General features: G+C 70.9%; 24 protein-coding genes. 18 read left to right on the plus strand and 6 right to left on the minus strand.

Features of this window, described 5'->3' with window-relative positions:
* Positions 1 to 24: 24 nt before the first annotated feature.
* On the minus strand, positions 25 to 210 hold the full coding sequence (gene rpmB, locus AB0B96_RS16780; RefSeq protein WP_012894387.1) for a 50S ribosomal protein L28: 186 nt from the start codon (positions 208 to 210) through the stop codon (positions 25 to 27).
* A gap of 299 nt (positions 211 to 509) precedes the next feature.
* On the opposite strand from rpmB, the gene AB0B96_RS16785 reads away from it, so the two are divergent.
* The 10 genes from AB0B96_RS16785 (at position 510) to AB0B96_RS16830 (ending at position 9,157) form a co-directional block, all read left to right on the plus strand.
* Positions 510 to 2,096, plus strand: coding sequence for a DAK2 domain-containing protein (locus AB0B96_RS16785; protein ID WP_362899498.1), 1,587 nt, complete (start codon positions 510 to 512; stop codon positions 2,094 to 2,096).
* A 69-nt stretch (positions 2,097 to 2,165) separates the two neighbouring features.
* Positions 2,166 to 4,337, plus strand: coding sequence for an ATP-dependent DNA helicase RecG (gene recG / locus AB0B96_RS16790; RefSeq protein WP_362899500.1), 2,172 nt, complete (start codon positions 2,166 to 2,168; stop codon positions 4,335 to 4,337).
* A gap of 406 nt (positions 4,338 to 4,743) precedes the next feature.
* Positions 4,744 to 5,358 (plus strand): 16S rRNA (guanine(966)-N(2))-methyltransferase RsmD, encoded by a 615-nt coding sequence (gene rsmD, locus AB0B96_RS16795; RefSeq protein WP_362899502.1) that lies wholly within the window; start codon positions 4,744 to 4,746, stop codon positions 5,356 to 5,358.
* A gap of 15 nt (positions 5,359 to 5,373) precedes the next feature.
* Positions 5,374 to 5,850, plus strand: a complete 477-nt coding sequence (gene coaD / locus AB0B96_RS16800; RefSeq protein WP_350949349.1) for a pantetheine-phosphate adenylyltransferase — start codon at positions 5,374 to 5,376, stop codon at positions 5,848 to 5,850.
* A 66-nt stretch (positions 5,851 to 5,916) separates the two neighbouring features.
* A complete protein-coding gene (locus tag AB0B96_RS16805; protein ID WP_362899504.1) occupies positions 5,917 to 6,468 on the plus strand; it encodes a YceD family protein in 552 nt (183 codons plus the stop codon).
* A gap of 1 nt (position 6,469) precedes the next feature.
* The gene (rpmF, locus tag AB0B96_RS16810) at positions 6,470 to 6,649 is read left to right on the plus strand and encodes a 50S ribosomal protein L32 (RefSeq protein WP_012894381.1); all 180 of its coding nucleotides are present in this window, start codon (positions 6,470 to 6,472) and stop codon (positions 6,647 to 6,649) included.
* Between the two features lie 244 nt (positions 6,650 to 6,893).
* Positions 6,894 to 7,598, plus strand: coding sequence for a ribonuclease III (rnc, locus tag AB0B96_RS16815; RefSeq protein ID WP_362899670.1), 705 nt, complete (start codon positions 6,894 to 6,896; stop codon positions 7,596 to 7,598).
* A gap of 34 nt (positions 7,599 to 7,632) precedes the next feature.
* Positions 7,633 to 8,499, plus strand: a complete 867-nt coding sequence (mutM, locus tag AB0B96_RS16820; RefSeq protein ID WP_350949347.1) for a bifunctional DNA-formamidopyrimidine glycosylase/DNA-(apurinic or apyrimidinic site) lyase — start codon at positions 7,633 to 7,635, stop codon at positions 8,497 to 8,499.
* Positions 8,496 to 8,771, plus strand: a complete 276-nt coding sequence (locus tag AB0B96_RS16825; protein ID WP_350949346.1) for an acylphosphatase — start codon at positions 8,496 to 8,498, stop codon at positions 8,769 to 8,771. The genes mutM and AB0B96_RS16825 overlap by 4 nt, the downstream gene beginning before the upstream one ends.
* Positions 8,772 to 8,962: 191 nt before the next feature.
* On the plus strand, positions 8,963 to 9,157 hold the full coding sequence (locus AB0B96_RS16830; RefSeq protein WP_089213397.1) for a hypothetical protein: 195 nt from the start codon (positions 8,963 to 8,965) through the stop codon (positions 9,155 to 9,157).
* Positions 9,158 to 9,238: 81 nt separating this feature from the next.
* On the opposite strand, the gene AB0B96_RS16835 is transcribed toward AB0B96_RS16830, so the two are convergent.
* Positions 9,239 to 10,042: an alpha/beta hydrolase-fold protein gene (locus tag AB0B96_RS16835; protein ID WP_362899507.1), complete on the minus strand. Its 804-nt coding sequence runs from the start codon at positions 10,040 to 10,042 to the stop codon at positions 9,239 to 9,241.
* 196 nt (positions 10,043 to 10,238) lie between these two features.
* Here AB0B96_RS16835 and smc point away from each other — a divergent pair, with 196 nt between their 5' ends.
* Positions 10,239 to 13,934 (plus strand): chromosome segregation protein SMC, encoded by a 3,696-nt coding sequence (gene smc / locus AB0B96_RS16840; RefSeq protein ID WP_362899509.1) that lies wholly within the window; start codon positions 10,239 to 10,241, stop codon positions 13,932 to 13,934.
* Between the two features lie 201 nt (positions 13,935 to 14,135).
* Here the strand turns inward: smc and AB0B96_RS16845 are convergent, their stop codons facing one another.
* The gene (locus AB0B96_RS16845) at positions 14,136 to 15,503 is read right to left on the minus strand and encodes a carotenoid oxygenase family protein (protein ID WP_362899511.1); all 1,368 of its coding nucleotides are present in this window, start codon (positions 15,501 to 15,503) and stop codon (positions 14,136 to 14,138) included.
* 216 nt (positions 15,504 to 15,719) lie between these two features.
* Between AB0B96_RS16845 and AB0B96_RS16850 the strand changes: the two genes are divergently transcribed.
* The 5 genes from AB0B96_RS16850 (at position 15,720) to ftsY (ending at position 19,299) form a co-directional block, all read left to right on the plus strand.
* Positions 15,720 to 16,679 carry a GntR family transcriptional regulator gene (locus AB0B96_RS16850; protein WP_362899513.1) on the plus strand — a complete coding sequence of 320 codons (960 nt, stop codon included), beginning with the start codon at positions 15,720 to 15,722 and terminating at the stop codon, positions 16,677 to 16,679.
* A gap of 121 nt (positions 16,680 to 16,800) precedes the next feature.
* Positions 16,801 to 17,235 carry an SRPBCC domain-containing protein gene (locus AB0B96_RS16855; protein WP_362899515.1) on the plus strand — a complete coding sequence of 145 codons (435 nt, stop codon included), beginning with the start codon at positions 16,801 to 16,803 and terminating at the stop codon, positions 17,233 to 17,235.
* On the plus strand, positions 17,222 to 17,584 hold the full coding sequence (locus AB0B96_RS16860; RefSeq protein WP_362899517.1) for a metalloregulator ArsR/SmtB family transcription factor: 363 nt from the start codon (positions 17,222 to 17,224) through the stop codon (positions 17,582 to 17,584). The genes AB0B96_RS16855 and AB0B96_RS16860 overlap by 14 nt, the downstream gene beginning before the upstream one ends.
* Positions 17,581 to 17,970 (plus strand): VOC family protein, encoded by a 390-nt coding sequence (locus AB0B96_RS16865; protein WP_362899520.1) that lies wholly within the window; start codon positions 17,581 to 17,583, stop codon positions 17,968 to 17,970. The genes AB0B96_RS16860 and AB0B96_RS16865 overlap by 4 nt, the downstream gene beginning before the upstream one ends.
* A 141-nt stretch (positions 17,971 to 18,111) precedes the next feature.
* Positions 18,112 to 19,299, plus strand: coding sequence for a signal recognition particle-docking protein FtsY (gene ftsY / locus AB0B96_RS16870; protein WP_362899522.1), 1,188 nt, complete (start codon positions 18,112 to 18,114; stop codon positions 19,297 to 19,299).
* A gap of 132 nt (positions 19,300 to 19,431) precedes the next feature.
* On the opposite strand, the gene AB0B96_RS16875 is transcribed toward ftsY, so the two are convergent.
* From AB0B96_RS16875 to AB0B96_RS16885, 3 genes are read right to left on the minus strand one after another with little or no spacing between them, the layout of a single operon-like run.
* A complete protein-coding gene (locus tag AB0B96_RS16875; RefSeq protein WP_350949337.1) occupies positions 19,432 to 20,229 on the minus strand; it encodes an ABC transporter ATP-binding protein in 798 nt (265 codons plus the stop codon).
* Positions 20,226 to 21,302, minus strand: a complete 1,077-nt coding sequence (locus AB0B96_RS16880; protein WP_362899524.1) for an iron chelate uptake ABC transporter family permease subunit — start codon at positions 21,300 to 21,302, stop codon at positions 20,226 to 20,228. Before AB0B96_RS16880 ends, AB0B96_RS16875 begins: the two co-directional genes overlap by 4 nt.
* The gene (locus tag AB0B96_RS16885) at positions 21,299 to 22,351 is read right to left on the minus strand and encodes an iron ABC transporter permease (protein ID WP_362899526.1); all 1,053 of its coding nucleotides are present in this window, start codon (positions 22,349 to 22,351) and stop codon (positions 21,299 to 21,301) included. The genes AB0B96_RS16880 and AB0B96_RS16885 overlap by 4 nt, the downstream gene beginning before the upstream one ends.
* A gap of 100 nt (positions 22,352 to 22,451) precedes the next feature.
* Between AB0B96_RS16885 and AB0B96_RS16890 the strand changes: the two genes are divergently transcribed.
* Positions 22,452 to 23,471: an iron-siderophore ABC transporter substrate-binding protein gene (locus AB0B96_RS16890; protein ID WP_362899528.1), complete on the plus strand. Its 1,020-nt coding sequence runs from the start codon at positions 22,452 to 22,454 to the stop codon at positions 23,469 to 23,471.
* 504 nt (positions 23,472 to 23,975) lie between these two features.
* On the plus strand, positions 23,976 to 24,572 hold the full coding sequence (locus tag AB0B96_RS16895) for a sigma-70 family RNA polymerase sigma factor (protein ID WP_350949333.1): 597 nt from the start codon (positions 23,976 to 23,978) through the stop codon (positions 24,570 to 24,572).
* Positions 24,573 to 24,623: the final 51 nt, after the last annotated feature.

A 24,623-nucleotide genomic window follows, 5' to 3' on the forward strand; every position in this document is an offset into this window, starting at 1 on the left:
GCGGCGGGCTTCGCGAAGATCTGGCTAGCGGGTGACCTTGCCGGCCTTGATGCAGGAGGTGCACACGTTCAGCCGCTTCGGCGTGCCGTTCACCACTGCGCGCACGGGCTGGATGTTGGGGTTCCAGCGGCGGCGGGTGCGGCGGTGCGAGTGGGAGACGTTGTTGCCGAAGGTCGGCTTCTTAGCGCAAACGTCGCAGACGGAAGCCACGGTTCGCTCCTTATATCAGTCGAGAGGCTCGATCCGCCGCACTGGCGGCGATCATCGGGCACGCCGGGACGGCCGGCTGGCCACACGAGGATATCCGATGTCCGGCCCTGCACGCGAACGCGACCCGCGGCGAACGGTCGAACGGGGATAATCTCCGGAGGCAACCGTAGCGCATCACGGGACGAGCGCGAGCAGAAGCGGGTTTCGCGCCGGGACATCGGCCGCTTTCCGATCTCCAGGGGGCGGTCGGCGCGTTCCAGGACGGGCGTGAGCAGGTGTGGGAGAGCAGGAGGGCAGGAATGCTGCAGATTCTCGACCCGCCCGCGGTGCGCAGGTGGTCACGGCTCGCGGCGGAGACACTGGGAAGGGCCCGTGAGGAGATCGACGCGCTCAACGTCTTCCCCGTACCCGACGGCGACACCGGCACCAACCTGCACCTGACCATGCTCTCCGCCGCGGAGGCGCTCGACGGGCTGCCCGCCGACGCCGGTGCCGAGGCCACCTGGCGGGTGTTCGCGCAGGGGGCGCTGCTCGGCGCCCGGGGAAACTCGGGGGTGATCGTCAGCCAGGCGCTGCGCGGCCTCGCCGAGGTGCTCAGGGAGGCCGAGGGACGCGGCGCGGACCTCGGGCGGGGCCTGGTCAGAGCCGCCGAGCTCGCCCGGGCCGCGGTCTCCAGGCCGGTCGAGGGCACGATCCTGAGCGTCCTGGCGGCCGTGGCGACGGCGGTGCGCGACGGGCGGGAGGACCTCGCCTCGGTCGCGAGGAGAGCGGCGGGGGAGGCGCGCTCCGCGCTCGGCCGTACCACCGGGCAACTCGACGTGCTGGCCCGCGGTGGGGTGGTCGACGCGGGCGGCGCCGGTCTGACGATCATCCTGGAGAGCCTCGCCGCCGTCGTCACCGACTCCTACACCGGGCGGGTGGACATCCCGGCTCCGGCACACCGGGTCGTCCCCGAGACCGTGGCGCGGGCGGGGGAGGACGGAGACGGGCCCGGCTACGAGGTCATATATCTGCTGGACGCCGGCCAGGAGGAGGTAGCCGCGCTGCGCGAGGAGCTCGACGCGCTCGGCGACTCGCTGGTGATCGTGGGCGGGGACGGCCTGTGGAACGTCCACGTCCACGTGAACGACGCCGGCGCGGCGATCGAGGCGGCGACGAGGCTGGGCCGCCCCCACCGGATCAAGGTGACGTACCTGGTCGGCTCGGGCAGGATCCATCCGGCCGCGCGGGGCAGGGGCGTGGTCGCGGTGGCCGCGGGACCCGCGCTGGCGGCGGTGTTCGAGGAGGCCGGGGCCGTGGTCGTCCGGCGCGAGCCCGGATCGAGCCCTCCGCTGGCGACGGTGCTCGCCGCCATCCGCGAGGCGGGCTCCGAGGTCGTGGTCCTGCCCAACGACAGCGGGACGCGCGAGGTCGCGGCCGCCGCGGCGGAGGTCGCGAGGGAGGAGGGCCTGGTGGTCGGCGTGCTCCCGACCAGGGCCTCGGTGCAGGGCCTGTCGGCGCTCGCCGTCCACGACCCGCTGCGTCGCTTCGACGACGACGTGGTGGCGATGACCGAGGCCGCCGCGCACACCCGCCACGGGCACGTCTGGGTGGCCGACCGCGAGGTGATGACGAGCGCGGGCCTGACCTCGCCCGGCGACGTCCTGGGGGTGGTCGACGGCGACGCCGCGCTGATCGGCACGGACCTGGTGGCGACCGCGCTGGAGGTCGTACGCCGCATGGTCTCGTCGAGCAGTGAGCTGGTGACCGTCCTGGAGGGGGCCGACGCGCCGGAAGGGCTCGCCCGCGCCGTGGCCGAGCATCTGGCCGAGACCAGGCCGGACATCGAGGTGGTCCGCTACGAGGGCGGGCAGGGCGGCTACCCGCTGCTCATCGGCGTGGAGTGAGACGGCGCCGGGTGCCCGGGTACGTCGTGGCGGGTGAATTCTGTCGCCTCGACACGGTAGAAAACGGGGGTGACGAGCTTCGACGAGCCGCTGGCGAAGGCGCTTGACCCCAAGACGGCCAAGCTGCTGGAGAGCGTTCTCGACCTGCGCACCGTCGGCGACCTGCTGCGGCACTACCCGCGGCGCTACGCCGAACGGGGCGAGCTGACCGATCTCGACGATCTTCGGGTCGACGACCACGTCACCGTGGTGGGAGAGGTCACCAGGGCCATGCGCAGGCCGATGCGCAACAAGGGCGGCACCTGGCTGGAGGTCGAGGTCGCCGACGCCCGGGGCAGCAAGATCTATCTCTCGTTCTTCGGCAAGACGTCCCATATCGCGGAGACGCGGCTGAAGCCGGGCAGGCGCGGCATGTTCGCGGGGAAGGTCGGCGCCTTCGGCCAGGGCGAGAAGCGCAAGTGGCAGCTCTCCCACCCCGAGTTCGAGATGATCGAGGAGAGCGAGGCGGGCGCGGAGGAGTTCGCCGCCGCGCTCGTGCCGATCTACCCGGCGGGCAAGGACGTGACGCCCTGGGCGATCCGCAGGGCGCTGGGCGTCGTCCTCGACACGATGGGCGAGCTCGACGACTCGCTCCCCGCGGAGCTGCGCGCCCGGCACCGGCTCCCCGGCCTGTCGGAGGCGCTGCTCGCGATCCACCGCCCTCGCGACCACGCCGACGTGGCCAGGGCGCGCAAACGGCTCAGGTTCGACGAGGCGTTCCTGCTCCAGGCGGTGCTGCTGCAGCGCCGGATGGCCGCGGCCTCCTGGCCCGCCACGCCCCGGCCCGCGATCTCGGGCGGGCTGCTCGCCGACTTCGACCGGCGGCTGCCGTTCGAGCTCACCGAGGGGCAGCGCGAGGTGGGCGAGGAGATCGCGGCCGACCTGGCGCTGCCCCACCCCATGCACCGGTTGCTCCAGGGTGAGGTCGGCGCGGGCAAGACCATCGTCGCGCTGCGGGCGATGCTCCAGGTGGTCGACGCCGGGGGGCAGGCCGTGCTGCTGGCCCCCACCGAGGTGCTCGCGCAGCAGCATCACCGGTCGATCTCGGCCATGCTCGGAGACCTGGCCACCGGCGGCATGTTCGGCGGCACCGCGGTCGCCCTGCTGACCGGCTCTCTGGGCGCCGCGGCCCGCCGTTCGGCCATGCTCGACGCGGCCTCCGGCGCGGCGGGCATCGTCGTCGGCACCCACGCGGTCCTGCAGGAGCGCGTCCAGTTCGCCGACCTCGGCCTGGTCGTGGTCGACGAGCAGCACCGGTTCGGCGTCGAGCAGCGCGACGCGCTCCGCGAGAAGGCCGGGGGCGGCCGCCCGCACGTGCTCGTGATGACCGCCACGCCCATCCCGCGCACCGTCGCGATGACCGTCTTCGGCGACCTCACGGTCTCCACGCTCTCCCAGCTGCCCTCCGGCCGTGCCCCGATCACCACTCACGTGGTCCCCGCCGCGGAGAAGCCGCACTTCCTCGACCGGGCCTGGACGCGGCTGCGCGAGGAGATCGAGCTGGGCCGCCAGGCATACGTCGTGTGCCCGCGCATCGGCGACCTGGAGGGCGACGAGGGCGACATGTCGAAGGCCGACGACGAGCGCAGACCGCCGCTCGCGGTGCTCGACGTGGCCGAGACGCTCTCCGACGGGCCGCTGCACGGGCTGCGTACGGAGGTGCTGCACGGCAAGCTGCCGCCCGAGGAGAAGGAGGCGGTGATGAAGGCCTTCACCAGGGGGGAGATCGACGTGCTGGTGGCGACCACGGTCATCGAGGTCGGCGTCGACGTCCCCAACTCCTCGGTCATGGTCATCATGGACGCCGACCGCTTCGGCGTCTCCCAGCTCCACCAGCTCCGCGGCCGGGTCGGGCGCGGCGGGCTGCCCGGCCTGTGCCTGCTGGTGACCGACTCTCCGGGGGGCACGCCCGCCAGGGCACGGCTCGACGCGGTGGCGGCCACCCTGGACGGCTTCGAGCTGTCCCGTGTCGACCTGGAACAGCGCAGGGAGGGTGATGTGCTCGGTGTGGCCCAGTCGGGGCGCAGATCGTCGCTGAAGATGCTCAGGCTGCTGCGTGACGAGGACGTCATCCACGCCGCGCGCCTGGACGCCGAGGCGATGCTGGAGGCCGACCCCGAGCTCGCCGGCCATCCCGTGCTCCGCGCCGAGATCGACAGGCTCCTCGCGGACGAGCGCGCGGAATATCTGGAGAAGACCTGATGGGGCGGGTGACGAGGTGTCCGCGGGTTCTTCTCGGGGCCGAGGGCGTTCACCGGCCCCTGTGCCCAACTGCGGGGACGGCCTCCCCCCGAATGCCGTCCCCGCTTGGGCCCACTCCCGGGTCAGGTGCCGAGAGCACCGGCGTGCGGAAGGGCTCACGATCACGCCGGTCGGCCTCCCCCTGGGTCACTTGGAGGCCGCAGGAATCATCATGCAAGGGACCGGCACCGGACGGAACGACCCTTACGCTTTCGTCGCCACTCCTTGCCCACTCTTGACCTAGATCACCTATCAGGACCCTTTTGACCTGCGGTTATGTGATGCGTCGCGACACGCCGGGGTGCGTGCGGCGCCGCTGCGCCCGCGGTGTGGACGGCGGCGCGGACGGCACTGAGAGGATGGCCGGGTGAGCCGAGTCATCGCGGGAAGCGCAGGAGGACGGCGGCTGGCCGTGCCACCGGGGCGGGGGACCCGCCCCACCAGTGACCGGGCGAGGGAGGGGATCTTCTCCACCGTGGGGTCGCTGATCGGCCCGCTGGAGGGCTGCCGGGTGCTCGACCTCTACGCGGGCTCGGGGGCGCTCGGGCTTGAGGCGCTCTCCAGGGGAGCGGATCACGCGCTCCTGGTGGAGTCGGACGCGAAGGCGATCCGGACGATCAGGCAGAACATCGCCTCGCTGGGACTGCCGGGGGCCGAGGTCGCCGCCGACAGGGTGGAGCGCCTGCTGGCGAGGGGCCCGGGGGGCACCGGAGACGCCGGAGATACAGAAGACACGGGGGGCGCCGGGAGACCGTACGACCTCGTCTTCGCCGACCCGCCGTACGCGCTGGCCGGCGAGGAGGTGGACGCGATGCTCGTGTCGCTGCGCGACCGGGGCTGGCTGGCCGAGGACGCGCTGGTCGCGGTGGAGCGGGAGAGCAGGGGGAAGGGTCTGGTCTGGCCCGCGGGGTACGAAGAGGAGAGGGTCCGTCGTTACGGCGAAGCGTCCGTTTGGTACGGTCGCGCCGCCGGGAATCCTTAGAGCAGGGGGTCCACCTTGCGTCGCGTTGTCTGTCCGGGATCCTTCGATCCCGTCACGAACGGTCATCTGGACATCATCGGCCGGGCTTCCCGGCAGTACGACGAGGTCGTCGTAGCCGTACTGATCAACATCGAGAAGAAGAGCCTCTTCACGGTGGAGGAACGCATCCAGACCCTCCAGACGGTCACCAAGGAGTACGGGAACGTCCGCGTGGACAAATTCCACGGACTCCTGGTCGACTACTGCAGGCAGCAGGAGATCCCCGCCATCGTGAAGGGCCTGCGCGCGGTGAGCGACTTCGACTACGAGCTCCAGATGGCGCAGCTCAACTACCGGATGTCCGGGGTGGAGACCCTGTTCATGGCCACCGGGCCCGAGGTCTCATTCCTGTCGTCCAGCCGCATCAAGGAGATCGTCAAGTACGGTGGGGACGTGGCCGGGCTGGTTCCCGATCTTGTACAGGAACTCCTGGTCGAACGGCTCAGGGGCTAGGCCCTGCTATTCTCTTGTTTCGGCCTTGCACGACGGCGATGATGCGCCATGCCTAACGAGAGCGAAATGACTCAGCACCTTGACCCCCGCGCCCCATGGGTGATCTCCACCCATGATCTTGGGCGACGACCGGGGTCGATGCGCCGGATGAATCTCGCGCTCCCGGCACCGGCGGACATCGGCGTCGACATGATCGGCGTCCCCAAGGACGCCGACGTCGAGCTGGACATCCGGCTTGAGGCGGTCATGGAGGGTGTGCTCGTCACGGGCACTGCGCAAGCCCCGCTGCGGGGGGAGTGCGCACGCTGCCTGGAACCGGTCATCTCGCGCAGCGAGGTGGACTTCCAGGAGCTGTTCTTCTACTCGGCAGAGGATGCTGCCGAGAGTGACTCGCTTCTCGACGGTGAGCTTCTCGACCTCGAACCCGTGTTTCGCGACGCGGTGGTGCTCACACTGCCGTTGAGCCCGGTCTGCGGTGAAGACTGCGCCGGGCTCTGCGTGGAGTGCGGTGTCAGGCTGGCCGATGCCGAGCCTGACCACGGCCACGAGGTGATCGACGCCCGCTGGGCGAAGCTGCAAGGTCTGGTTCCGGAACATAACAACGATCAGGAGAGCTGACGTGGCTGTCCCCAAGCGCAAGATGTCGCGGAGCAACACTCGCTCCCGCAGGTCGCAGTGGAAGGCCGCCGCGGTTTCGCTCGTGAGCTGCCCCCAGTGCCGCTCGCCGAAGCGTCCGCACGTGGCGTGTCCGACCTGCGGCACTTACAACCGCCGTCAGGTGATCGAGCCCTCCGCCTGATCGCATTCTGACCGACGGATGCCGACCGGGCCCGCCACGGGTCCCGGTCGGTGTCAACGTCTGCGCCCTCTGCGATGGCGGTCCGCCCGCGGCTGTGGTGGACGCCGGGGTTCGCGGTAGAACGCGTGCCCTCCCGGCGCCCACCACATCTTCGGGCATCTTCCTTTCCCTACCTTCGCCATCGCGCATTCGCTGAGAGAACGTGCGAGGAGAAGTCGTGGGTACAAGCGTCAAGCCTGTCGCCGTGGAGTTCGTCAAGGAAGAGCTGGAGCGCCTCCTTCTGGTGCGCCTCGACGTCGCGATCCTGGAGCGGGCGCTGACGCACCGCTCCTACGCGTACGAGAACGGCGGCCTGCCGACCAACGAGCGCCTGGAGTTCCTCGGAGACTCGGTGCTGGGCCTCGTCGTCACCGACACCCTTTACCGCAACCACCCCGACCTGCCCGAGGGGCAGCTCGCCAAGCTCAGGGCCGCGGTGGTCAACATGCGCGCCCTCGCCGACGTGGCCCGCACCCTGGGCCTGGGCCGCTTCCTGCGGCTCGGCCGGGGCGAGGAGGGCACCGGAGGGCGCGACAAGTCCTCGATCCTTGCCGACACCCTTGAGGCGCTCATCGGCGCGGTCTACGTGAACAGGGGCCTGGACGAGGCGTTCCGCGTCGTCCACCTGCTCTTCGACCCCCTCATCACCCGCTCCGCCTCGCTCGGCGCCGGGCTCGACTGGAAGACCTCCCTGCAGGAGCTCACCGCGTCCGAGTCGCTCGGCGTGCCCGAATACCATGTCGAGGAGAGCGGTCCCGACCACGCCAAGTCCTTCACCGCGGTCGTCCGCGTCGGTGGCGAGGGGTACGGCTCGGGGGCGGGGCGCTCGAAGAAGGAAGCCGAGCAGCAGGCCGCGGAAGCCGCCTGGAACCGCATCCGCGAGGACCGCGAGCGGCGCGAGGCCAGCTGATCCGTCGGCTGATCCGTCGCGAGAGGAGGGACGCATGCCCGAGCTGCCCGAGGTCGAGGTGGTACGCCGCGGCCTGGAGCGGTGGGTCTCCGGCCGGGTCGTCGCCCGTGCCGAGGTGCTCCACCCGAGGGCGATCAGGCGGCACGTCCCCGGCGCCGCGGAGTTCTCCGCCCGGATGGAGGGCCGCACGATCGGCCCCGCCGAGCGCAGGGGCAAATACCTGTGGCTGCCCCTGGGCGGCTCGGACGCGATCCTCGCCCACCTCGGGATGAGCGGTCAGCTGCTCGTCGTGGAGCCGGACTCGGCGCCGGAGAAGCATCTGCGCGTCAGGATCGGCTTCGCCGACGGCGGTCCCGAGCTGCGCTTCGTCGACCAGCGGACCTTCGGCCACGTGCTGGTGACCGGTATGACCCAGGCCGGCGGCCGGGCGGTGCCCGAGCCGATCGCGCACATCGCGGCCGACCCGTTCGAGAGGCACTTCGACGACGACGGGTTCGCCCACCGGCTGCGCGCCAGGCAGACCGAGGTCAAGCGGGCGCTCCTGGACCAGTCGCTGATCAGCGGTGTCGGCAACATCTACGCCGACGAGGCTCTGTGGCGGGCCAGGCTGCACGGCGCCCGTCCCACCGCGACGCTGACCGGACCGAAGGTGGCCGAGTTGCTGGCCGCCGCCCGGGGGGTGATGGCCGCGGCCTTGTCGGAGGGCGGCACATCCTTCGACAGTCTTTACGTGAATGTCAACGGGGAGAGCGGTTATTTCGACCGTTCCCTCGCGGTTTACGGTCGGCGCGACGAACCCTGCTCCCGGTGCGGTTCCCCGATCGTCCGCGAATCGTTCATGAACCGTTCCTCCTACAGTTGCCCCCGCTGCCAGCCCAGGCCCAGGAAGGTCGCGGCATGACGGAGGTACGGCTCACCGCCTGGGTGAGGGGCCGGGTGCAGGGGGTGGGTTTTCGCTGGTGGACGCGTGCGCGGGCGCTTGAGCTCGGCCTGGTCGGCTGGGCGCGCAACACCGAGGACGGCCGGGTCGAGGTGGTCGCGCAGGGCCCGGAGAAATCGTGTGCCAGGCTGCTCGAACTCCTCAGGGGCGGTGAGACTCCCGGCCAGGTCGCCGGAGTCGTCGAACGCTGGAGTGAGACCAAGGGCGGTGTCGAAGGTTTTGTCGAGCGCTGACCGCTTCCCCAAACCGCCCAAAATGAGGTATAGTTGACTGTCGAGAGTGCCTACTGGTGCATCCACCTGGAGCGTTCAGCTTGACCGTCTCCCTCACCGGTGCGACTCTTGATAAAGAACCACGCGCACCCCTCCCGCGGCAAAGAAGTGCGCGAACCAGTCTGGTCACTCAGCGTGGAGGACCCTTTACTATGGCGAAGGCTCTACTCGGCCACGTCGGCGGTCCCGACCCTCGTATGGTCTCGGAAATGCGTCGCCTCCAGCAGCGCATCCGTGATCTCGAGGGAGAGCTCACCCGGCTCCAGGCCCAGAACGACGAACTCGCGGCCAACACCCGCGATGAGGAGTTCAACCGTCTGCAGGATCGCGAGCCGGCCCTCACCTAACGGGGGCCGGGGCGGAACAACACTGTACAGGGACGCCTCGTTGGGGCGTCCCTTGTCATAGCGATACGCACGTCACATCCGTTACGTGCGCTGTATATGTCGTGCCAGGAAGGCAAGCTGCTCGGGTAACACCCTGCGGCGGTAGGCCGTGTCCTGGCACCCTTCTGTGATGCCGCCTTCGGCGGTGGCGCCCAGTGCCTTCAGGCCCTTCAGCATGGTCTGGGTCTGCCTGGCCCACGCGTCGCGCTCACCGCAGCCCAGCCAGACCGGGATGTCCACGAGCTCACGCAGTGGCGCCTGCGCCGCGCTCACCGTCGGCGACGCCGCGACCACCGCGGCCACCTGCTCGGGACCGAGCTCCGCGGCGAGCCTCAGCGCCCCGGCGCCGCCCGACGACCACCCCATCAGCCCGATCTTCGTGGTGTCCATCCCGTTCGTGTTCAGGTACGGCAGCAGGGTGCCGGGAATGTCGGCGGAGGGCCAGTCGTCGATGGAGACCACCGCGAAGCGCCCGCCTCCCGCGGCCAGGTAACGGTCGATCGCGTACACGTCGAACGGCGTGCGCGCGTCACCCGCGGCCCCGTGCAGCATGATCACCGCGGGGAGCCCGTCCTCGGCCCCCGGCGGCAGCCCTATGATCACCCGTCGCCGGTCGACCCGGCTGCGTTGGAGCGTTCCAGGAGAGGTCACCGGGGGCTCGGGAACCGCGCCGCAGACGATCTGGGCGTACGCGCCCCGGATGCCGTCGGGGCCGGCCGCCAGGGCGGCGCCACCGAGGCCGAGGGCGGCCAGCCCGCCGCCCACCAGGAAGGCACGTCGCCCGAGATGTCCCCTGTTGCCCGATGGGTGGGATGGAGCCTCGTCCCCGCCGCGTTCCGCGTCCATGCAGGGCACGATAGGCGGTGCGCGGGCGGGCGCGGGTGAAGAACGGTAGTCTTCCCGCGTGACCGCGGCAGTGGGCCGACAGTCGGCCGGCAGTGCTCTGACAGTGGTCTGACAGGGGCGGACGCGTTCACCGGCGCCCGGGACGCGGCGCGTGACACGCCGGTCGGCGCGGCCGCGCCATGAATGGGGGGGTTCGTTGTATCTCAAGACCCTCACCCTGCGCGGGTTCAAGTCCTTCGCCTCGGCCACCACGCTCCGGTTCGAGCCGGGCATCACCGCCGTTGTGGGTCCCAACGGATCCGGCAAGTCCAACGTGGTCGACGCCCTGGCCTGGGTCATGGGCGAGCACAGCGCCAAGTCGCTGCGCGGCGGCAAGATGGAGGACGTCATCTTCGCCGGCACCTCCTCGCGAGCACCGCTGGGACGCGCCGAGGTCACGCTGACCATCGACAACACCGACGGCATGCTCCCGATCGACTACACCGAGGTGACGATCAGCCGCCTGATGTTCCGGGCGGGCCAGAGCGAGTACGCGATCAACGGTGACACCTGCCGCCTGCTCGACATCCAGGAGTTGCTGTCGGACTCCGGCATCGGCCGCGAGATGCACGTCATCGTCGGGCAGGGCCAGCTCGACCAGGTGTTGCACGCGGGGCCCGAGGAGCGCAGGGCGTTCATCGAGGAGGCCGCGGGTGTCCTGAAGCACCGCAAGCGCAAGGAGAAGGCGCTGCGGAAGCTCGACGCGATGCAGGCCAACATGACCCGCGTCCAGGACCTCACCACCGAGCTGCGCCGCCAGCTCAAACCGCTGGGCCGCCAGGCCGAGATCGCCCGTAAGGCCGCCGTCATCCAGGCCGACCTGCGTGACGCCAGGCTCCGGCTGCTCGCCGACGACGTACTCACCCTGCGGACCACCCTGGAACGGGAGATGGCCGACGAGGAGGCCGTCCGCACCCGCCGCGCCGAGGTGGAGACCGAGCTGGAGCAGGGCCAGGTCGCCGAGTCGGAGCTGGAGTCCGCCGAGGCCGAGGCTCAGCCGCGCCTCGCCGCGGCCCAGGAGACGTTCTTCCGGCTCTCCTCCCTGCGCGAGCGCCTCAGGGGCCTGGCGGGGCTCGCCGCCGAGAGGCACCGGCACGCCACCGAGACCGCCGTGGAGCGGCGCGGGCGCGACCCCGAGGACTTCGAGCGCGAGGCCGAGGAGGTCCGCGAACAGGAGCGGGTCCTGGCCGAGTTGCTCGAAGGAGAGCGGGAGTCGCTCGCCGAGGCGGTGGCCAGGCGCGCCGAGACCGAGGCCGCGCTCGCCGCCGAGGAGCGGAGACTCGCCGCCGAGGCGAGGGCCGCCGCCGACCGGCGCGAGGGCCTGGCCAGGCTGCGGGGGCAGGTCGGGGCCGCGCGCAGCCGGGCGGGGGCCGCGGAGGAGGAGATCGGCAGGCTGAGAAACTCGCTGCGGGAGGCCGAGCAGCGCGCCGAGGAGGCCCAGGCCGAACACGAGGGCCAGGAGCGCGCCGAGCCGTCCGCCGACCCCGCTCTCGCCGAGGAGCTGGAGATCGCCCTGGAGACGGTCGAGCAGGCGAGGGAGTCCGTCGAGTCGGCCAGGGCCGGCGTCGAGGAGGCGAAGGCGGCCGTCGCGGGCCCCAACTCCGCGCTCGGCGCCGCCAGGGCCGCCCTCACCGCCGCACGCGAGGCCGACCAGCGGGCACAGCGCGAGGTGGCGGCCCTCGGGGCGAGGTTCGAGGCGCTGGAGATGGGCCTGGCCGGTGGTGCCGACGGTGGTGCCGCGTTGCTCGCCGCCGACCTGGCCGGGGTGCTCGGCCCGGTGGCGACCATGCTGTCCGTGCGCCCGGGCGCGGAGGTGGCCGTCGCCGCGGTGCTCGGGGCCGCGGCCGAGGCCGTCGCCGTCGACTCACTGCGCAGCGCCGCCGACGCCATCGAGTTCCTCAGGGGCCACGAAGGAGGCCACGCCACCCTCGTCATCGCCTCCGGCGGGGTGGGGGAGGCCCCGTCGGGCTCGCCGGGGCCGGTGCCGGTGACCGGAGCCGAGTGGGCGATCGACCTGGTCACGGTCTCCTCCGAGCTGCGGGCCGCCGCCGCCCACCTGCTCGCGGGCGTTCTGGTCGTGGACGACCTCGCGACCGCGAGCAAGGCGGTCGAGCAGGGTCCCGAGCTGCGGGCCGTCACCCGCGCCGGTGATCTCCTGGGATCCCACATCGCCCGCGGCGGCTCCGGGGGCGGTACCTCCGCGCTCCAGATGCGGGCCGCCCTCGACGAGGCCGCCGCGGACCTCGCCCGGGCCAGGGTCGCCGCCGAGCTGGCGGGAACGGAGCTGGAGGAGACCGCGGAGGCCGAGGCGGAGGCGCAGCTCGCGGTCGAGGCCGCACAGGCGCGGGTCGCCGAAGCGCAGACGGGCGTGCAGAACGCACAGGCGGGGGTGAACGCGGCGCAGGCCGCGCTGGACCGGGTGAGGGCGAGGCAGCGCGAGGCGGACCAGAAGGTCGCCGCGGTGGCGAGGCGGCTCGCCCAGCTGGGCGCCGCCGCCAAGGCGGCCCGCGACGAGTGCGAACGCCTGGCCGGGGGCGTACGGGCCGCCGAGGAGGCGCGCGACCGCGACGCGGCGGGTCTCGCGGAGCTGGAGGAGCGGCTCGCCGCGGCCGACGGTGCCGAGGAGCTGGAGACCGAGCCCAGCACCGACCTCCGCGACGAGCTCGCCGAGATCTGCGCGACGGCGAGGCAGGACGAGATGGAGGTCCGCCTCGCGGTGCGGACGGCGGAGGAGCGGGTCAGGGGCATCGAGGGCAGGGCCGAGGAGCTGACGCGCGCCGCCGAGCGTGAGCGCGAGGAGCGCTCCAGGGCGGCCGAGCGCCGCGAGTGGCGGCGCAGGCAGGCAGGGACGGCCCAGGCGGTCGTCCGGGGCGCCGAGCTGGCGCTGCGTGCGCTGGAGACCTCGCTGGAGGCCGCCGCGGGCGAGCGCGACGAGGCGGAGCTCGCGCGCGGGCAGATCGACGCCTCGCTCAAGGCTGTGCGGATCCGGGTCAGGGAGCTTTCCGGCGAGCTGGACAAACTGGTCAACCGGGCGCACGGCAGCGAGGTGGCCCGCACCGAGCAGCGGCTCCGCCTGGAGCAGCTGGAGGGGCGGGCGGTGGAGGAGTACGGCGTCGAGGCCGACACCCTCATCGCCGAGTACGGCCCCGGCGAGCCGGTTCCGACGACCGACGGCGACCCCGTTCCCTACGACCGCGACGAGCAGCTCAAGCGAGCCAGGGCGGCCGACCGCCAGATGTCCCAGCTCGGCAAGGTCAACCCGCTCGCGCTTGAGGAGTTCGCGGCGCTCGAGGAGCGGCACTCGTTCCTCACCTCGCAGCTGGAGGATCTCAAGAAGACCCGCCGCGACCTGTTGCTCGTGGTCAAGGAGGTCGACGACCGGGTCGAGCAGGTCTTCGGCGCCGCCTTCGCGGACGTGGCCCGTGAGTTCGAGACGATCTTCACGCGGGTGTTCCCCGGCGGTGAGGGCAGGCTGCTGCTCACCGATCCGGAGAACATGCTCACCACCGGCGTCGAGGTCGAGGCGAGGCCGCCGGGCAAGAAGGTGAAGCGGCTGTCGCTGCTGTCGGGCGGCGAGCGGTCGCTGACGGCGGTGGCGTTCCTCGTGTCCATCTTCAAGGCGCGCCCCTCGCCGTTCTACGTGATGGACGAGGTCGAGGCCGCGCTGGACGACACCAACACCCAGCGCCTGCTCACCCTCTTCGAGGAGCTCAGGCAGACCTCGCAGATCATCATCATCACCCACCAGAAGCGCACCATGGAGATCGCCGACGCGCTGTACGGGGTGTCGATGCGCGGGGACGGCGTCACCCAGGTCATCAGCCAGCGCCTGAGGGAACACGAGTCCGTCTGAGAGTGCGGTTCGCGAGCCTGTGCCCGTGATGCCGCAGTGTGATCGTATGGATTTGTAGCTTTATCGACGGTTGGCGGATCCAGTCGTGCCGTTCGGCGGCGGGCGGCCCACGACGCTCCCCGGCGGGCCGGCTTGGGCTTGCCGGCATGGTTCGCGTACTCCGGCTCAGCGCGAACTCACCGAGGCGTTCGCCGCTCGGTTTCAGGCGTCGGGGATCCAGTTTCCGTGGAAGCCGAGCGGGACGCGCACGGGCAGGTGGATGCGGGCCACGGGCGGTCCCGTGAAGTCCTGTGCCGACAGGATCACCAGGTCGGAGGCGCCTCGCTCGGGATCGGCGACATAGGCCATCAGGTAGCCGTCGTCCTCCTCGCCGCGACCGGACGGGTTGGCGACGAACGCCGCTTCCCCGACGGCGGCGTCGCGTGCGAAACCGTGCACCTCCGTCGTGCCACGCCGCAGGTCGTGCTTGACGAGTGCGTTGGTGAACGCCTCGTCGGGGTGCGGGCCGTCAGGTGTGAACGGCACGCCGTAGATCGGGCTCACCGCGGAGTAGCCGTAGCGGTGCGGGCGCGAGGCGAACGCGTCGTTCACACGGGGGAAGTCCTGAGCCCGGTCGTCGATGCGGCGCTGGTCCACCCTGCCGCTTGCCGGATCGATGGTCCAGCGGTCGAGCGTGGGCGAGATCGCGCCCGGATCGGCGACGTCGACCGGCCCTTCGGATCTGATCAGGTCGACCGTGATCGTGGAGCCGTCGTCGTAGGCGTTGAGTATGTGGCTGACATAGAAGGACTCGACCGGCAGCCAGCGGATGTCACCGCCCGTCCTGGGGAGCACGCCGACGCGCGCCTGGTGCTCGGGATCCCATCGGAACAGCATCGCTGTCATGCTGAACGTCAGCGGGATGTCGAACACGATGACGTAGTTCTCCGACAGCGCGAAGTCGTGCAGGAACGGGGTCTCACCGGACAGTGGAATGTCCGTCACACGGGTGACCGTGCCGGCGGGGTCGGTGACGATGTACTGCGCGAACGGCCGTCCGATCGCATAGGCCAGGGAGTGCAGGTCACCGGTGCGCGGATCCACCTTGGAGTGCGCGTTGGCGCTGGAGCCCTCGGGCGTGGCGGCCATCGGGCACGCCCCGATCGTGTCCAGCTCGTAGCCGAGCTCGTGAGGGAGCCCGCCGGCCTCGACGAGGGCGAGTGTGCGGCCGGCGTGGCCGATCACGTGGACGTTCGGGGACGGAGGCAGGAACGCGGGAGGCTCCTCCCCGCGCTGCAGCCTGTCCAGGGCGTCGGCGATCTCCGCCGAGCGGACCCAGCGGTTGCGGTACCACTCGGCGCGGCCGTCCCGGATGCGGACGCCGTGCACCATGCCGGCGCCGAAGGCGTAGAAGTGGGTGGCGGGATCTTCCACGCCCAGCGGGTTGGGCCCTATCCGGAGGTAGCGGCCTTCCAGGTCTGCGGGCAGACGGCCGGTCACGGGCAGGTCGTAGACGGTGACCTCCTCCTTGACAGGGGCGAAGTGGCCTTCGAAGTAGTGGTTGCGCCGGTCTTTGGTGGCGTCCTGCATGGTTCTTTCCTCCCGTTGGTACGGCGTACGACCGGGACGGTACCCTGCGTATAGGCGGGCATCAGCGGTTCAATGGGTGGCGATCGATCCTGTACTAGGACACAATTCATCGCCCTCACCGCCTCCACCAGGCAGGTGACGGCGTTCTTCGCGGGGGATGACCGCATTTTCTGTACTAGGACAGCAGCCGCTTCCGGCGTGAGGAGACGATCGATCGTGAACCGGCCCGGCGCTGCGCCGCCGTACCTGCGGATCGTCAGTGAGATCAAGCGGCGCGTCGAGGCCGGCGAGCTGCGTGCAGGCGACCGCGTTCCCTCCACCAGGCAGGTTGCCGAGCAGTGGGGGGTGGCCCCCGCGACTGCCGCCAAGGCGCTGAACACGCTGCGGCAGGAGGGAGTGGTGGTGGCCATCTCCCGCGTCGGCACCGTCGTGGCGGAGCCCGCGCCCGGCTCGTTTCCGCCCTCCCGCGTGCCGGGCGCCCCGCAACGGAAGGAAAGGCGACGGTCCGCCTCTGCGACCGTCCACGACGACAGGCGGGAGCGGATGGTCCGTACGGCGATCGCCATCGCGGATGCCCAGGGGTTCGACGCGGTGTCCATCCGCAGCGTCGCGACCGCGCTCGGCATCCCCACCATGTCGCTGTACGGGTACGTGCGCGGCAAGGAGGAGTTGGCCGCTCTCATGGTCGACACCGCGTTCGGCGAGCTGGAGCTTCCGGCGACACCTCCGGCGGGCTGGCGAGCGCGACTGGAACTCGCGGCCCGCCTGCAGTGGCGACTCTACCTACGGCATCCCTGGCTGCCCCGGCTCGTCTCGCTCACCCACCCGCAGCCCATGCCCAACATGCTCAGATACGGGGACTGGGGGATGGGCGTCGTGCGCGAACTGGGGATCGAGCCGGATGCCGGCAGGCTCGTGTGGTGGGCGGTGTCCAACTACGTCCGGGGGACGGCCACGAACCTGGAGCCGCAGGCCGAATCGGAGCGGCATACGGGCCTGTCCACCGGGGAGTGGTATTCGGCCTACCTGCCGAGGTTCCGTGCCGGCCTGCCCTCCGGCGCCCTCCCCGCGCACGTGGCGCCCGCGACCTTCGACCTGACCGGGTTCTTCGAGAGCGGCCTGCGAATCCTGTTGGACGGGGTCGCCGTGCTGATCGGCCGGCAGCGCCTGTCGTAGGAACGCGCTCCGCGCGGCCCCGGCGTTGAACCGCCCCTTGAGGGCGGAGGTAGCTTGCGGGCAACGATCGCAACCTGTAGGTTGCCATTTAATGGCAACCTACAGGTTGCGAAGGAGGGGTATGGTTCCGGACGAGATCGAACGTGTGGTGATACTGCGACACCCCGTCGAGCGGGTGTGGGCCGCGCTGACCACCGCGGAAGGGCTCTCACGATGGTTCGGCTCGGCAGCGGAGATAGATCTGCGGCCCGGCGGGCGAGCGTTCTTCCGTTGGGACGACCTCGACCAGGAATCCGTCGCCACGATCGCCGTGGTCGACCCACCGCACCGTTTCGCCTTCAGGTGGGCCATCGAGGGCCTGCCGGGGCACGGCACACCCCGGACACTCGTGGACTTCACCCTGGAGCCGGTACCGGACGGCACTCGGCTACGCCTTGTGGAGAGCGGGTTCACCCAGGCCGCCGACGATGTGGCCCGATCCGCTCACAAGGCCAACAGCCAAGGATGGGACACGGAGCTCGTCGACCTGGAGACCTACCTCGATGCGGCCGCCTGACGCGGAACGGCAGGCCGTCGCGGTGTTCGCGGCACTCACCGATCCGACGCGGCGGGCGCTGCTGGAGGAGCTCGCCCGGGCGGGTCCCGCGACCGTCACCGATCTGGCGCGGCGGTTGCCGGTCAGCCGCCAGGCGATCGCCAAGCATCTCGGCCAGCTCGCCGAAGCGGGCCTGATCAGCTCCGGCGAACCGACCGGCCGTCGCCATCCCTACCGGCTGGAACCAGCCGCCATTCACACGGCCCAGGTGTGGCTGGCCAGGCTCGCCCACAGGTGGGATGACCGGCTGGTCGCGCTGGAACGCGCACTGGACACCACCGCCACGAACCAAGGAGCCCCGCAAGAATGAGCAAGCCCGAATTCACAGCCGGCCTGAACATCGCCATGAAGATCCCCAAGGCGCAGTACGAGGTCACGGTGGCTTTCTACCGCGACACTCTGGGCTTCGACGTCAAAGAGGACGACGTCCCCTACGCTCCGACCGTCTCGAGAACCCATTCGGTGCGGTTCGGTGCCAACACGCTGTGGCTCGACTGCGTCGACAACTACAGTCGGCCCGACCTGTGGCTGCAACTCCACACCGACGACCTGGACGCGGCGACGAGAAAGCTGGCCGGCATCGGCATCCACCCGTGTGACGAGGTGGAGCCCCTGGAGAACCTCGACTCCAGAACCCACTGGATCAAGAACCCGGCCGGTGTCGTGCATCTGCTCGCGGAGTCCGGCCGATCCTGACGCCCCGCTGAGGCCGGCACGCCCCCGACAGGCGAAGCCCGGCTCCCGGCCTCCCGAGTCGCTCAAGCTTCGATGCCTCGACCACGTCCACGAGCACCGGGGTGTCGGAGCATCCCGGGGCGTCTGGAAAACTGTGGTCTTGTGGAAGCCTATCTCGGCATAATCGCGATCATCGTCGTCATCGCCCTGCTGGCGGCCGGCGGCATGCTCCTGCTGTTCAGGTCAGGGGGTAAGACCGCGCCGCCGCCGGTCCGGCCGCCGGAGGCGCCGTCGATCCCCGAGGAGACGAAGGCCCCCGGCCGGGGCTCGGTCGTGGACGACGACACGGCGACGACCACCGTGCCGCCGCCCGCCAGGCCGGTCGAGCCGGAGGTCACCGTCGTCGCGCCGGTGATCGAGATTCCTCCGCCGTCGGCGGGACGGATGGCACGGCTCCGCGCCCGGCTGGCCAGGTCGCAGAGCACGCTGGGCAAGGGGCTCCTCGAGCTGCTCTCCCGCGACCGTCTCGACGACGACACCTGGGACGAGATCGAGGAGACCCTGATCACCGCCGACGTCGGCGTGGCGCCGACCCGGGCGATGGTCGACGAGTTGCGCACCCGGGTGAAGGTGCTGGGAAGCCGGACGCCGCAGGAGGCGCGGGCTCTGCTCAGGGAGCAGCTGCTCGTCCAGATCGGCGTCGACATGGACCGCACGCTGCACGTCACGCCGCACGGCGAGCGTCCCGCGGTGGTCCTCGTGGTCGGTGTGAACGGCACCGGCAAGACCACCACCACCGGCAAGCTGGCGCGCGTCCTCATCGGCGACGGAGGCAAGGTCGTGCTGGGCGCCGCCGACACCTTCCGCGCCGCCGCCGCCGACCAGCTGCAGACCTGGGGGAACCGTGTCGGAGCCGCGGTCGTACGCGGGCCCGAGGGCGGCGACCCCGCCTCCGTGGCCTTCGACGCCGTCGCCGAGGGCATCGCGGAGAAGGCCGACGTGGTGATCGTCGACACCGCGGGGCGGCTGCACACCAAGACCGGTCTGATGGACGAGCTCGGCAAGGTCAAGCGCGTCATCGAGAAGAAGGCCACGGTCGACGAGGTCCTGCTCGTCCTCGACGCCACCACGGGTCAGAACGGCATGCGTCAGGCGCAGGTGTTCGCCGAGGTCGTCAACATCACCGGCATCGCCCTGACCAAGCTCGACGGCACCGCCAAGGGCGGCATCATCATCTCCGTCCAGCGCGAGCTGGGGGTCCCGGTCAAGCTGGTCGGCCTCGGTGAGGGACCCGACGACCTGGCCCCGTTCGACCCCGAGGTCTTCGTGGACACGCTCCTCGGAGAGTGAGTCCCACTGCCGCGGGCCGTACCCTCGCGAGGCCCCGAGCCGCCACGGGCCGGGGGTACTCCCCGGTGTCGCCCGGACGGCGCGCGGCGTCCGGGCCGTTTTCCCAGAGCCGTTCCCGGACGGAGGACCGGGTCAGCGCGGGGGGTGCTGCGGCAGGGTGCCGATGGGGACGACGAGCGGGGTGCCGGTCACCGGGTCCTCGATGACCTTGGCGTCCAGCTCGAAGACCTCCGCCAGCAGGGTCTCGGTGAGCACCTCGGCCGGAGGGCCCGCGGCGACGACCCTGCCGTCCCGCATCGCGACCAGGCGGTCGGCGTAGCGGGCGGCGAGGTTCAGGTCGTGCAGGACCATCACCACGGTGCGGCCCAGCTCTCCGTGGAGCCTGCGTACCAGCTCCAGCACCTCGATCTGGTGGGCCAGGTCGAGGAAGGTCGTCGGCTCGTCGAGCAGCAGCAGGTCGGTGCCCTGGGCGAGGGCCATGGAGATCCACGCCCGCTGCCGCTGCCCGCCGGACAGCTCGTCCAGCGGCCGCTCGCCCAGATCGAGCAGTCCGGTCATGGCGAGGGCCTCGCCGACCGCGGACTCGTCGTCGGAGGACCACTGGCGGTACCAGGTCTGGTGCGGGTGCCGTCCCCTCGCGACCAGGTCGGCGACGGTCAGTCCCTCGGGAGCCGAGGGGGCCTGCGGCAGCACGCCCAGGATCCTCGCGACCTCCCTGGAGGGCATCTTGTCGATGCGCTTGCCGTCGAGCAGCACCTCGCCGCCCGACGGCCTGAGCAGCCGTCCCATGGCGCGCAGCAGCGTGGACTTGCCGCATCCGTTCGGCCCGATGATCGTGGTCACCGTCCCGGCCTCGATCCCGAGGTCGAGACCGTCGACGACGACGCGGTCCCCGTACCCCAGCCTGACGTCGACGGCTTGCAGTCTCACTGGCGGGCCTTTCTGCGCACACGGACGAGGAGATAGATCAGGTAGGGGGCGCCGAGGACCGCGGTGACCACGCCCACCGGCAGTTCGACGGGGGTGAACGCGGTCCTGGCGACCAGGTCGGCGCCGGTGGTGAGGACCGCGCCCATCAGGGCGGAGACGACGAGCGGGGGCTGTGCCACTCCGGCCAGGCGCAGTGCGATCTGCGGGGCGGCGAGGGCGACGAACGCGATCGGCCCGGCCGAGGCGGTCGCCGTCGCCGCGAGCAGCACGGCCGCGAGGATCATCACCCCCCTCGCGAGGTTCATCCGTACGCCCAGGCCGGTCACGGTGTCGTCACCGAAGCGCAGCGCGCCGAGCGAGCGGGTGCCGAGCAGTGTCGCCGGGACGAGGAGGGCGAGCGCGAGCGCGACCGGCACCACATGCTCCCATCCCCGGCCGTGCAGTGAGCCGCTGATCCAGACCATGGCCCGGCTGCTGTCGTTGACGTCGCCGACGGTGAGCAGCCAGTACTTGAGGTTGGTGCAGATCGCCGAGACCCCGATGCCGATCAGGACGAGCCGGTAGCCGTCCAGGCCGTCGCGCCAGGCCAGCGCGTAGACCGCCAGCGCTCCGGCCAGCCCGCCCAGCAGGGCGACGAGGGGGACGCCCACCTCGGCGAGGGCGCCGCTGGTGCCGCCCCAGGTGTTTCCCGCCGCCACGATGACCGCGACCACGGTCACGCTCGCGCCGGTGGTGACGCCCAGGATGTCGGGGCTGGCCAGCGGGTTGCGGGCGACGGCCTGGGTGATCGCCCCGGCGAGGGCGAGCGCGGCGCCGACGAGGGCGCCGGTGAGCGCGCGGGGGAGCCTGAGCTCCATGATCACGAAATGGTCCGGGCCGTCGGCGGTGATCGCGTGAAGGACGTCGAGAACGCTCATCGGGATGTCGCCGAGCCGCATGCTGAGCGCCATGAACAGCGCCGTCATCGCCAGCAGGACGAGCGCCGCGACGACGGAGCGCGGCCGGAGCGGCCAGGAGGCGGGTCCGACGCGCAGGGCGCGCCTTCTCAGGGAGGGGGCGGTGGAGACGGTCACAGCCGCACCGGCTTCCTGCGTCGTACCAGGACGATGAAGAACGGCGCCCCGGCGAGGGCGAGGACCACGCCCACCTCCAGCTCACCGGGGAAGGCCACCACGCGGCCGATCACGTCGGCGAGGAGCAGGGCGGCGGCGCCCGCCAGGCCCGAGTACGGCAGCAGCCAGCGGTGGTCGGGGCCGGAGAGCGGCCGGGTGAGGTGCGGCACGATCAGGCCGATGAAGGCGAGCGAGCCGCAGGCCGCCACGGAGGCGCCGCTGAGCAGGGTGATGGCGGCGATGCCGACGGCACGGGTGAGGGTGATGTTCTGCCCGAGCGCACGGGCGACGTCCTCGCCCAGGGAGAGGGCGTTGAGGCCGGGCGCGTTGAACAGGGCGAGGAGCAGGCCGGCGGCGACGAACGGGAGCACCTGCCAGGCCACGTCGGCCCCCCTGGCCGCTATGGAGCCCGCCTGCCAGAAGCGGAAGACGTCCATGGCCTGCTCGTCCAGGAGGACGAGCGCCGAGGTGAGCCCGTACAGGAACGCGCTGACCGCGGTGCCCGCGAGGGCGAGGGTCACCGGGGTGGGGCCGCCTCTGCCGCCGGCCATGCCGAGGGCGAAGACCGCCGCGCTGGCGACGAGGGCTCCGGCGAGACCGAACCAGATGTAGCCGTACGGGCTGGTGACGCCCAGCGCGATGATGCTGAGGACCATCGCGAACGCGGCGCCCTGGGTGACGCCGAGCAGTCCGGGATCGGCGAGCGGGTTGCGGGTGTGGCCCTGCATGAGGGCGCCCGCGACACCGAGGGCGATCCCGGCCATGACGCCGATGGCGGTCCTGGGGATCCGCAGCGACCGCACGACGATGTCGTTCTCGGTGCCGGTGGGGCCGGTGAGCGCGTGCCAGACGTCGGCGGGAGGCACCGGTTTGGCGCCGACGGCGAGGCTCAGCACGACCGCCGCCGCGAGGACGGCGAACGATACGGCGAGGACGAGCAGGCGTCGCCGACGGGTTTTCTTCGGCCCCGCGAGGGGTGCGGGCCGTGCGACGGCCACCGCGTTGATCACCTGACCTCCCCTTTCTTGCCCGAGCCGGTACGAGTATGTCAGTTTAGGTATGGCTAAGCTAAATAAGGCTGACCTTAATTTGACGAAGGAACCGATGAAGATGAGAGCGTTGCGCGTCCTGGCCCTCGGAGCGGCGGGAGTGGTGCTGTCCGGTGGTCTCGCCGCCTGTGGTTCGACCACCTCGGGGAGCGCGGGGGAGACCTCGGGAGCCGCGGGCGCGTCCGCGGCTCCCGAGGCGAGCGACGCGGCGGCCTACCCCCGGACGGTGAAACACGTCATGGGGGAGACCGAGATCCCGGCCCGGCCCAAGCGGGTCGTCGCCCTCGACCAGAGCTTCGTCGACGCGGTGCTGACCCTGGAGACCGACGTCGTGGGGTTCACCAGCTACCGGGGCATCGATGACAAGCTGCCCGGCTATCTCGCCCCGGTCCTCGGTCACGCCAAGGAGGCCACGTCGGTCGGGACCCTGGAGCAGCCGAGCCTGGAGCGGATCGTCGCGCTCAAGCCCGACCTGATCATCTCCGCCAAGGTCCGCCACGAGGCGCTGTACGACAAGCTGGCACAGATCGCGCCGACGGTCTTCAGCGAGACCACGGGGGCGATCTGGCAGGAGAACCTCAAGCTCGTGGGCGAGGCCCTGGGCAAGGAGGATCTCGCCGAGCGCAGGCTCACCGAGTATCGGGACCGCGCCGCCAAGATCGGCGAGTCCATCAAGGCCAAGGACGGCGAGTTGCCCACCGTCTCCGTCGTCCGCTTCGCGGGCGAGCCGACCGTCCGCCTGTACGTGGAGAACTCCTACTCGGGACTGGTGCTGAAGGACGTCGGCTTCCCGCGCCCCGAGGACCAGCCGACCGTGACCGACACCATCATGGTTCCGATCAGCCAGGAGAACATCTCCCAGCTCGACGCCGAGCACATCTTCGTCGCGGCCTACCAGGACCCGGCGGTGAAGCCGGTGAAGGAGAAGTTCGAGGCCAACCCGCTCTGGGGCAGGCTCAAGGGCGTCAAGCACGACGTCAGCGACGCCACCTGGATGAGCGCCGTCGGCATCCAGGGAGCGCACTCCATCCTCGACGACCTGGCGACGTTCTTCGAGGTCGACCCGGCGAGGGCCGCCTGACCTCCCGCCCGGCGCCGTGACCGGTGGCGGGCCCGCGAGCCGAGACGGGGGCGTTCGGGTGAACCTGGGGGCGTGTCGATCCGTCTCTTAGAGGGAGATTAAGTCCCCAATGCGCGGGAAGCGGGGAGGCGTGGAGATGGGTGTCGGAGTTTCTCGGGGTGCGGGCCTCGCCCCGCCGGTCGGCCTCGGCCGTCCGGCGGGGGTGGCTTCCCGGGTCGTGGCGATCGACGTTTCCCCCCACCCGAAATGGGCTGCTACCTGGGGTTATGTGATGATAGACACATCTCCTACCGAATCGGGAGAACGATGTTACGATACTGAGACTTGTCCGGCTGTAGAGCGTGTCGCACCCGCCATCGGCACAGCCAAAGATCAATCCCCTGACCACGTAGAGCTTTTAACGGCCTCCTTACGAGGTGCCTGCGAGCATCGGATACGCCGTCAGAAGGGGTGCGTCACCACTTTGCCGGACGGTAATTGGGGGGAAAGCGCGAGGGGGGTCCAATGATCACGATGACGGAAGAGCAGCGCCAGGACTGGTTCGAACGCGATGTCGTGCCGGTCACCAGTCAGCTCTACGCATCCGCGATGCGTCTGACCCGTAACACCGCCGACGCCGAGGACCTGGTTCAGGAGACCGTCACCAAGGCGTTCACCTCCTACCACCAGTTCCGCGAGGGCACCAACCTCAAGGCGTGGCTGCACCGCATCCTGACCAACAACTTCATCAACGACTACCGCAAGAAGCAGCGCTCGCCCAAGCTCTCTGCCACCGAGGAGATCGAGGACTGGCAGCTCGCCGCCGCCGAGTCCCACATGTCCAGCGGTCTCAAGTCCGCCGAGACCGAGGCGCTGGAGCAGCTGCCCGACAGCGCGGTCATGAACGCCCTGCGCTCCCTGCCCGAGGACTTCCGGGTGGCCGTTTACCTGGCCGACGTGGAGGGCTTCGCCTACAAGGAGATCGCCGAGCGGATGGGCACCCCCATCGGCACGGTCATGTCCCGCCTCCACCGGGGCCGGCGCCAGCTTCGCACGATGCTCGAGGACTACGCCCGCGAGGAGGCCGGTCTCCGGGTGTCCGAGGAGGTCCAGGCCGCCTGACGGCCTCTCCGCTCCCGGTCCTTCCCGCCTTTCGACGTCACGTACGGCCCG

This window comes from Streptosporangium sp. NPDC049046 (assembly GCF_040649155.1).
Taxonomy (GTDB): Bacteria; Actinomycetota; Actinomycetes; order Streptosporangiales; family Streptosporangiaceae; genus Streptosporangium.

Coding starts and splice junctions, on each gene's coding strand:
- AB0B96_RS16785 (WP_362899498.1), top strand. CDS start 510: ATGCTGCAGATTCTCGACCCGCCCGCGGTGCGCAGGTGGTCACGGCTC.
- AB0B96_RS16805 (WP_362899504.1), top strand. CDS start 5,917: ATGACTCAGCACCTTGACCCCCGCGCCCCATGGGTGATCTCCACCCAT.
- mutM (WP_350949347.1), top strand. CDS start 7,633: ATGCCCGAGCTGCCCGAGGTCGAGGTGGTACGCCGCGGCCTGGAGCGG.
- AB0B96_RS16825 (WP_350949346.1), top strand. CDS start 8,496: ATGACGGAGGTACGGCTCACCGCCTGGGTGAGGGGCCGGGTGCAGGGG.
- AB0B96_RS16830 (WP_089213397.1), top strand. CDS start 8,963: ATGGCGAAGGCTCTACTCGGCCACGTCGGCGGTCCCGACCCTCGTATG.
- AB0B96_RS16835 (WP_362899507.1), bottom strand. CDS start 10,042: ATGGACGCGGAACGCGGCGGGGACGAGGCTCCATCCCACCCATCGGGC.
- AB0B96_RS16845 (WP_362899511.1), bottom strand. CDS start 15,503: ATGCAGGACGCCACCAAAGACCGGCGCAACCACTACTTCGAAGGCCAC.
- AB0B96_RS16855 (WP_362899515.1), top strand. CDS start 16,801: ATGGTTCCGGACGAGATCGAACGTGTGGTGATACTGCGACACCCCGTC.
- AB0B96_RS16860 (WP_362899517.1), top strand. CDS start 17,222: ATGCGGCCGCCTGACGCGGAACGGCAGGCCGTCGCGGTGTTCGCGGCA.
- AB0B96_RS16865 (WP_362899520.1), top strand. CDS start 17,581: ATGAGCAAGCCCGAATTCACAGCCGGCCTGAACATCGCCATGAAGATC.
- AB0B96_RS16890 (WP_362899528.1), top strand. CDS start 22,452: ATGAGAGCGTTGCGCGTCCTGGCCCTCGGAGCGGCGGGAGTGGTGCTG.
- AB0B96_RS16895 (WP_350949333.1), top strand. CDS start 23,976: ATGATCACGATGACGGAAGAGCAGCGCCAGGACTGGTTCGAACGCGAT.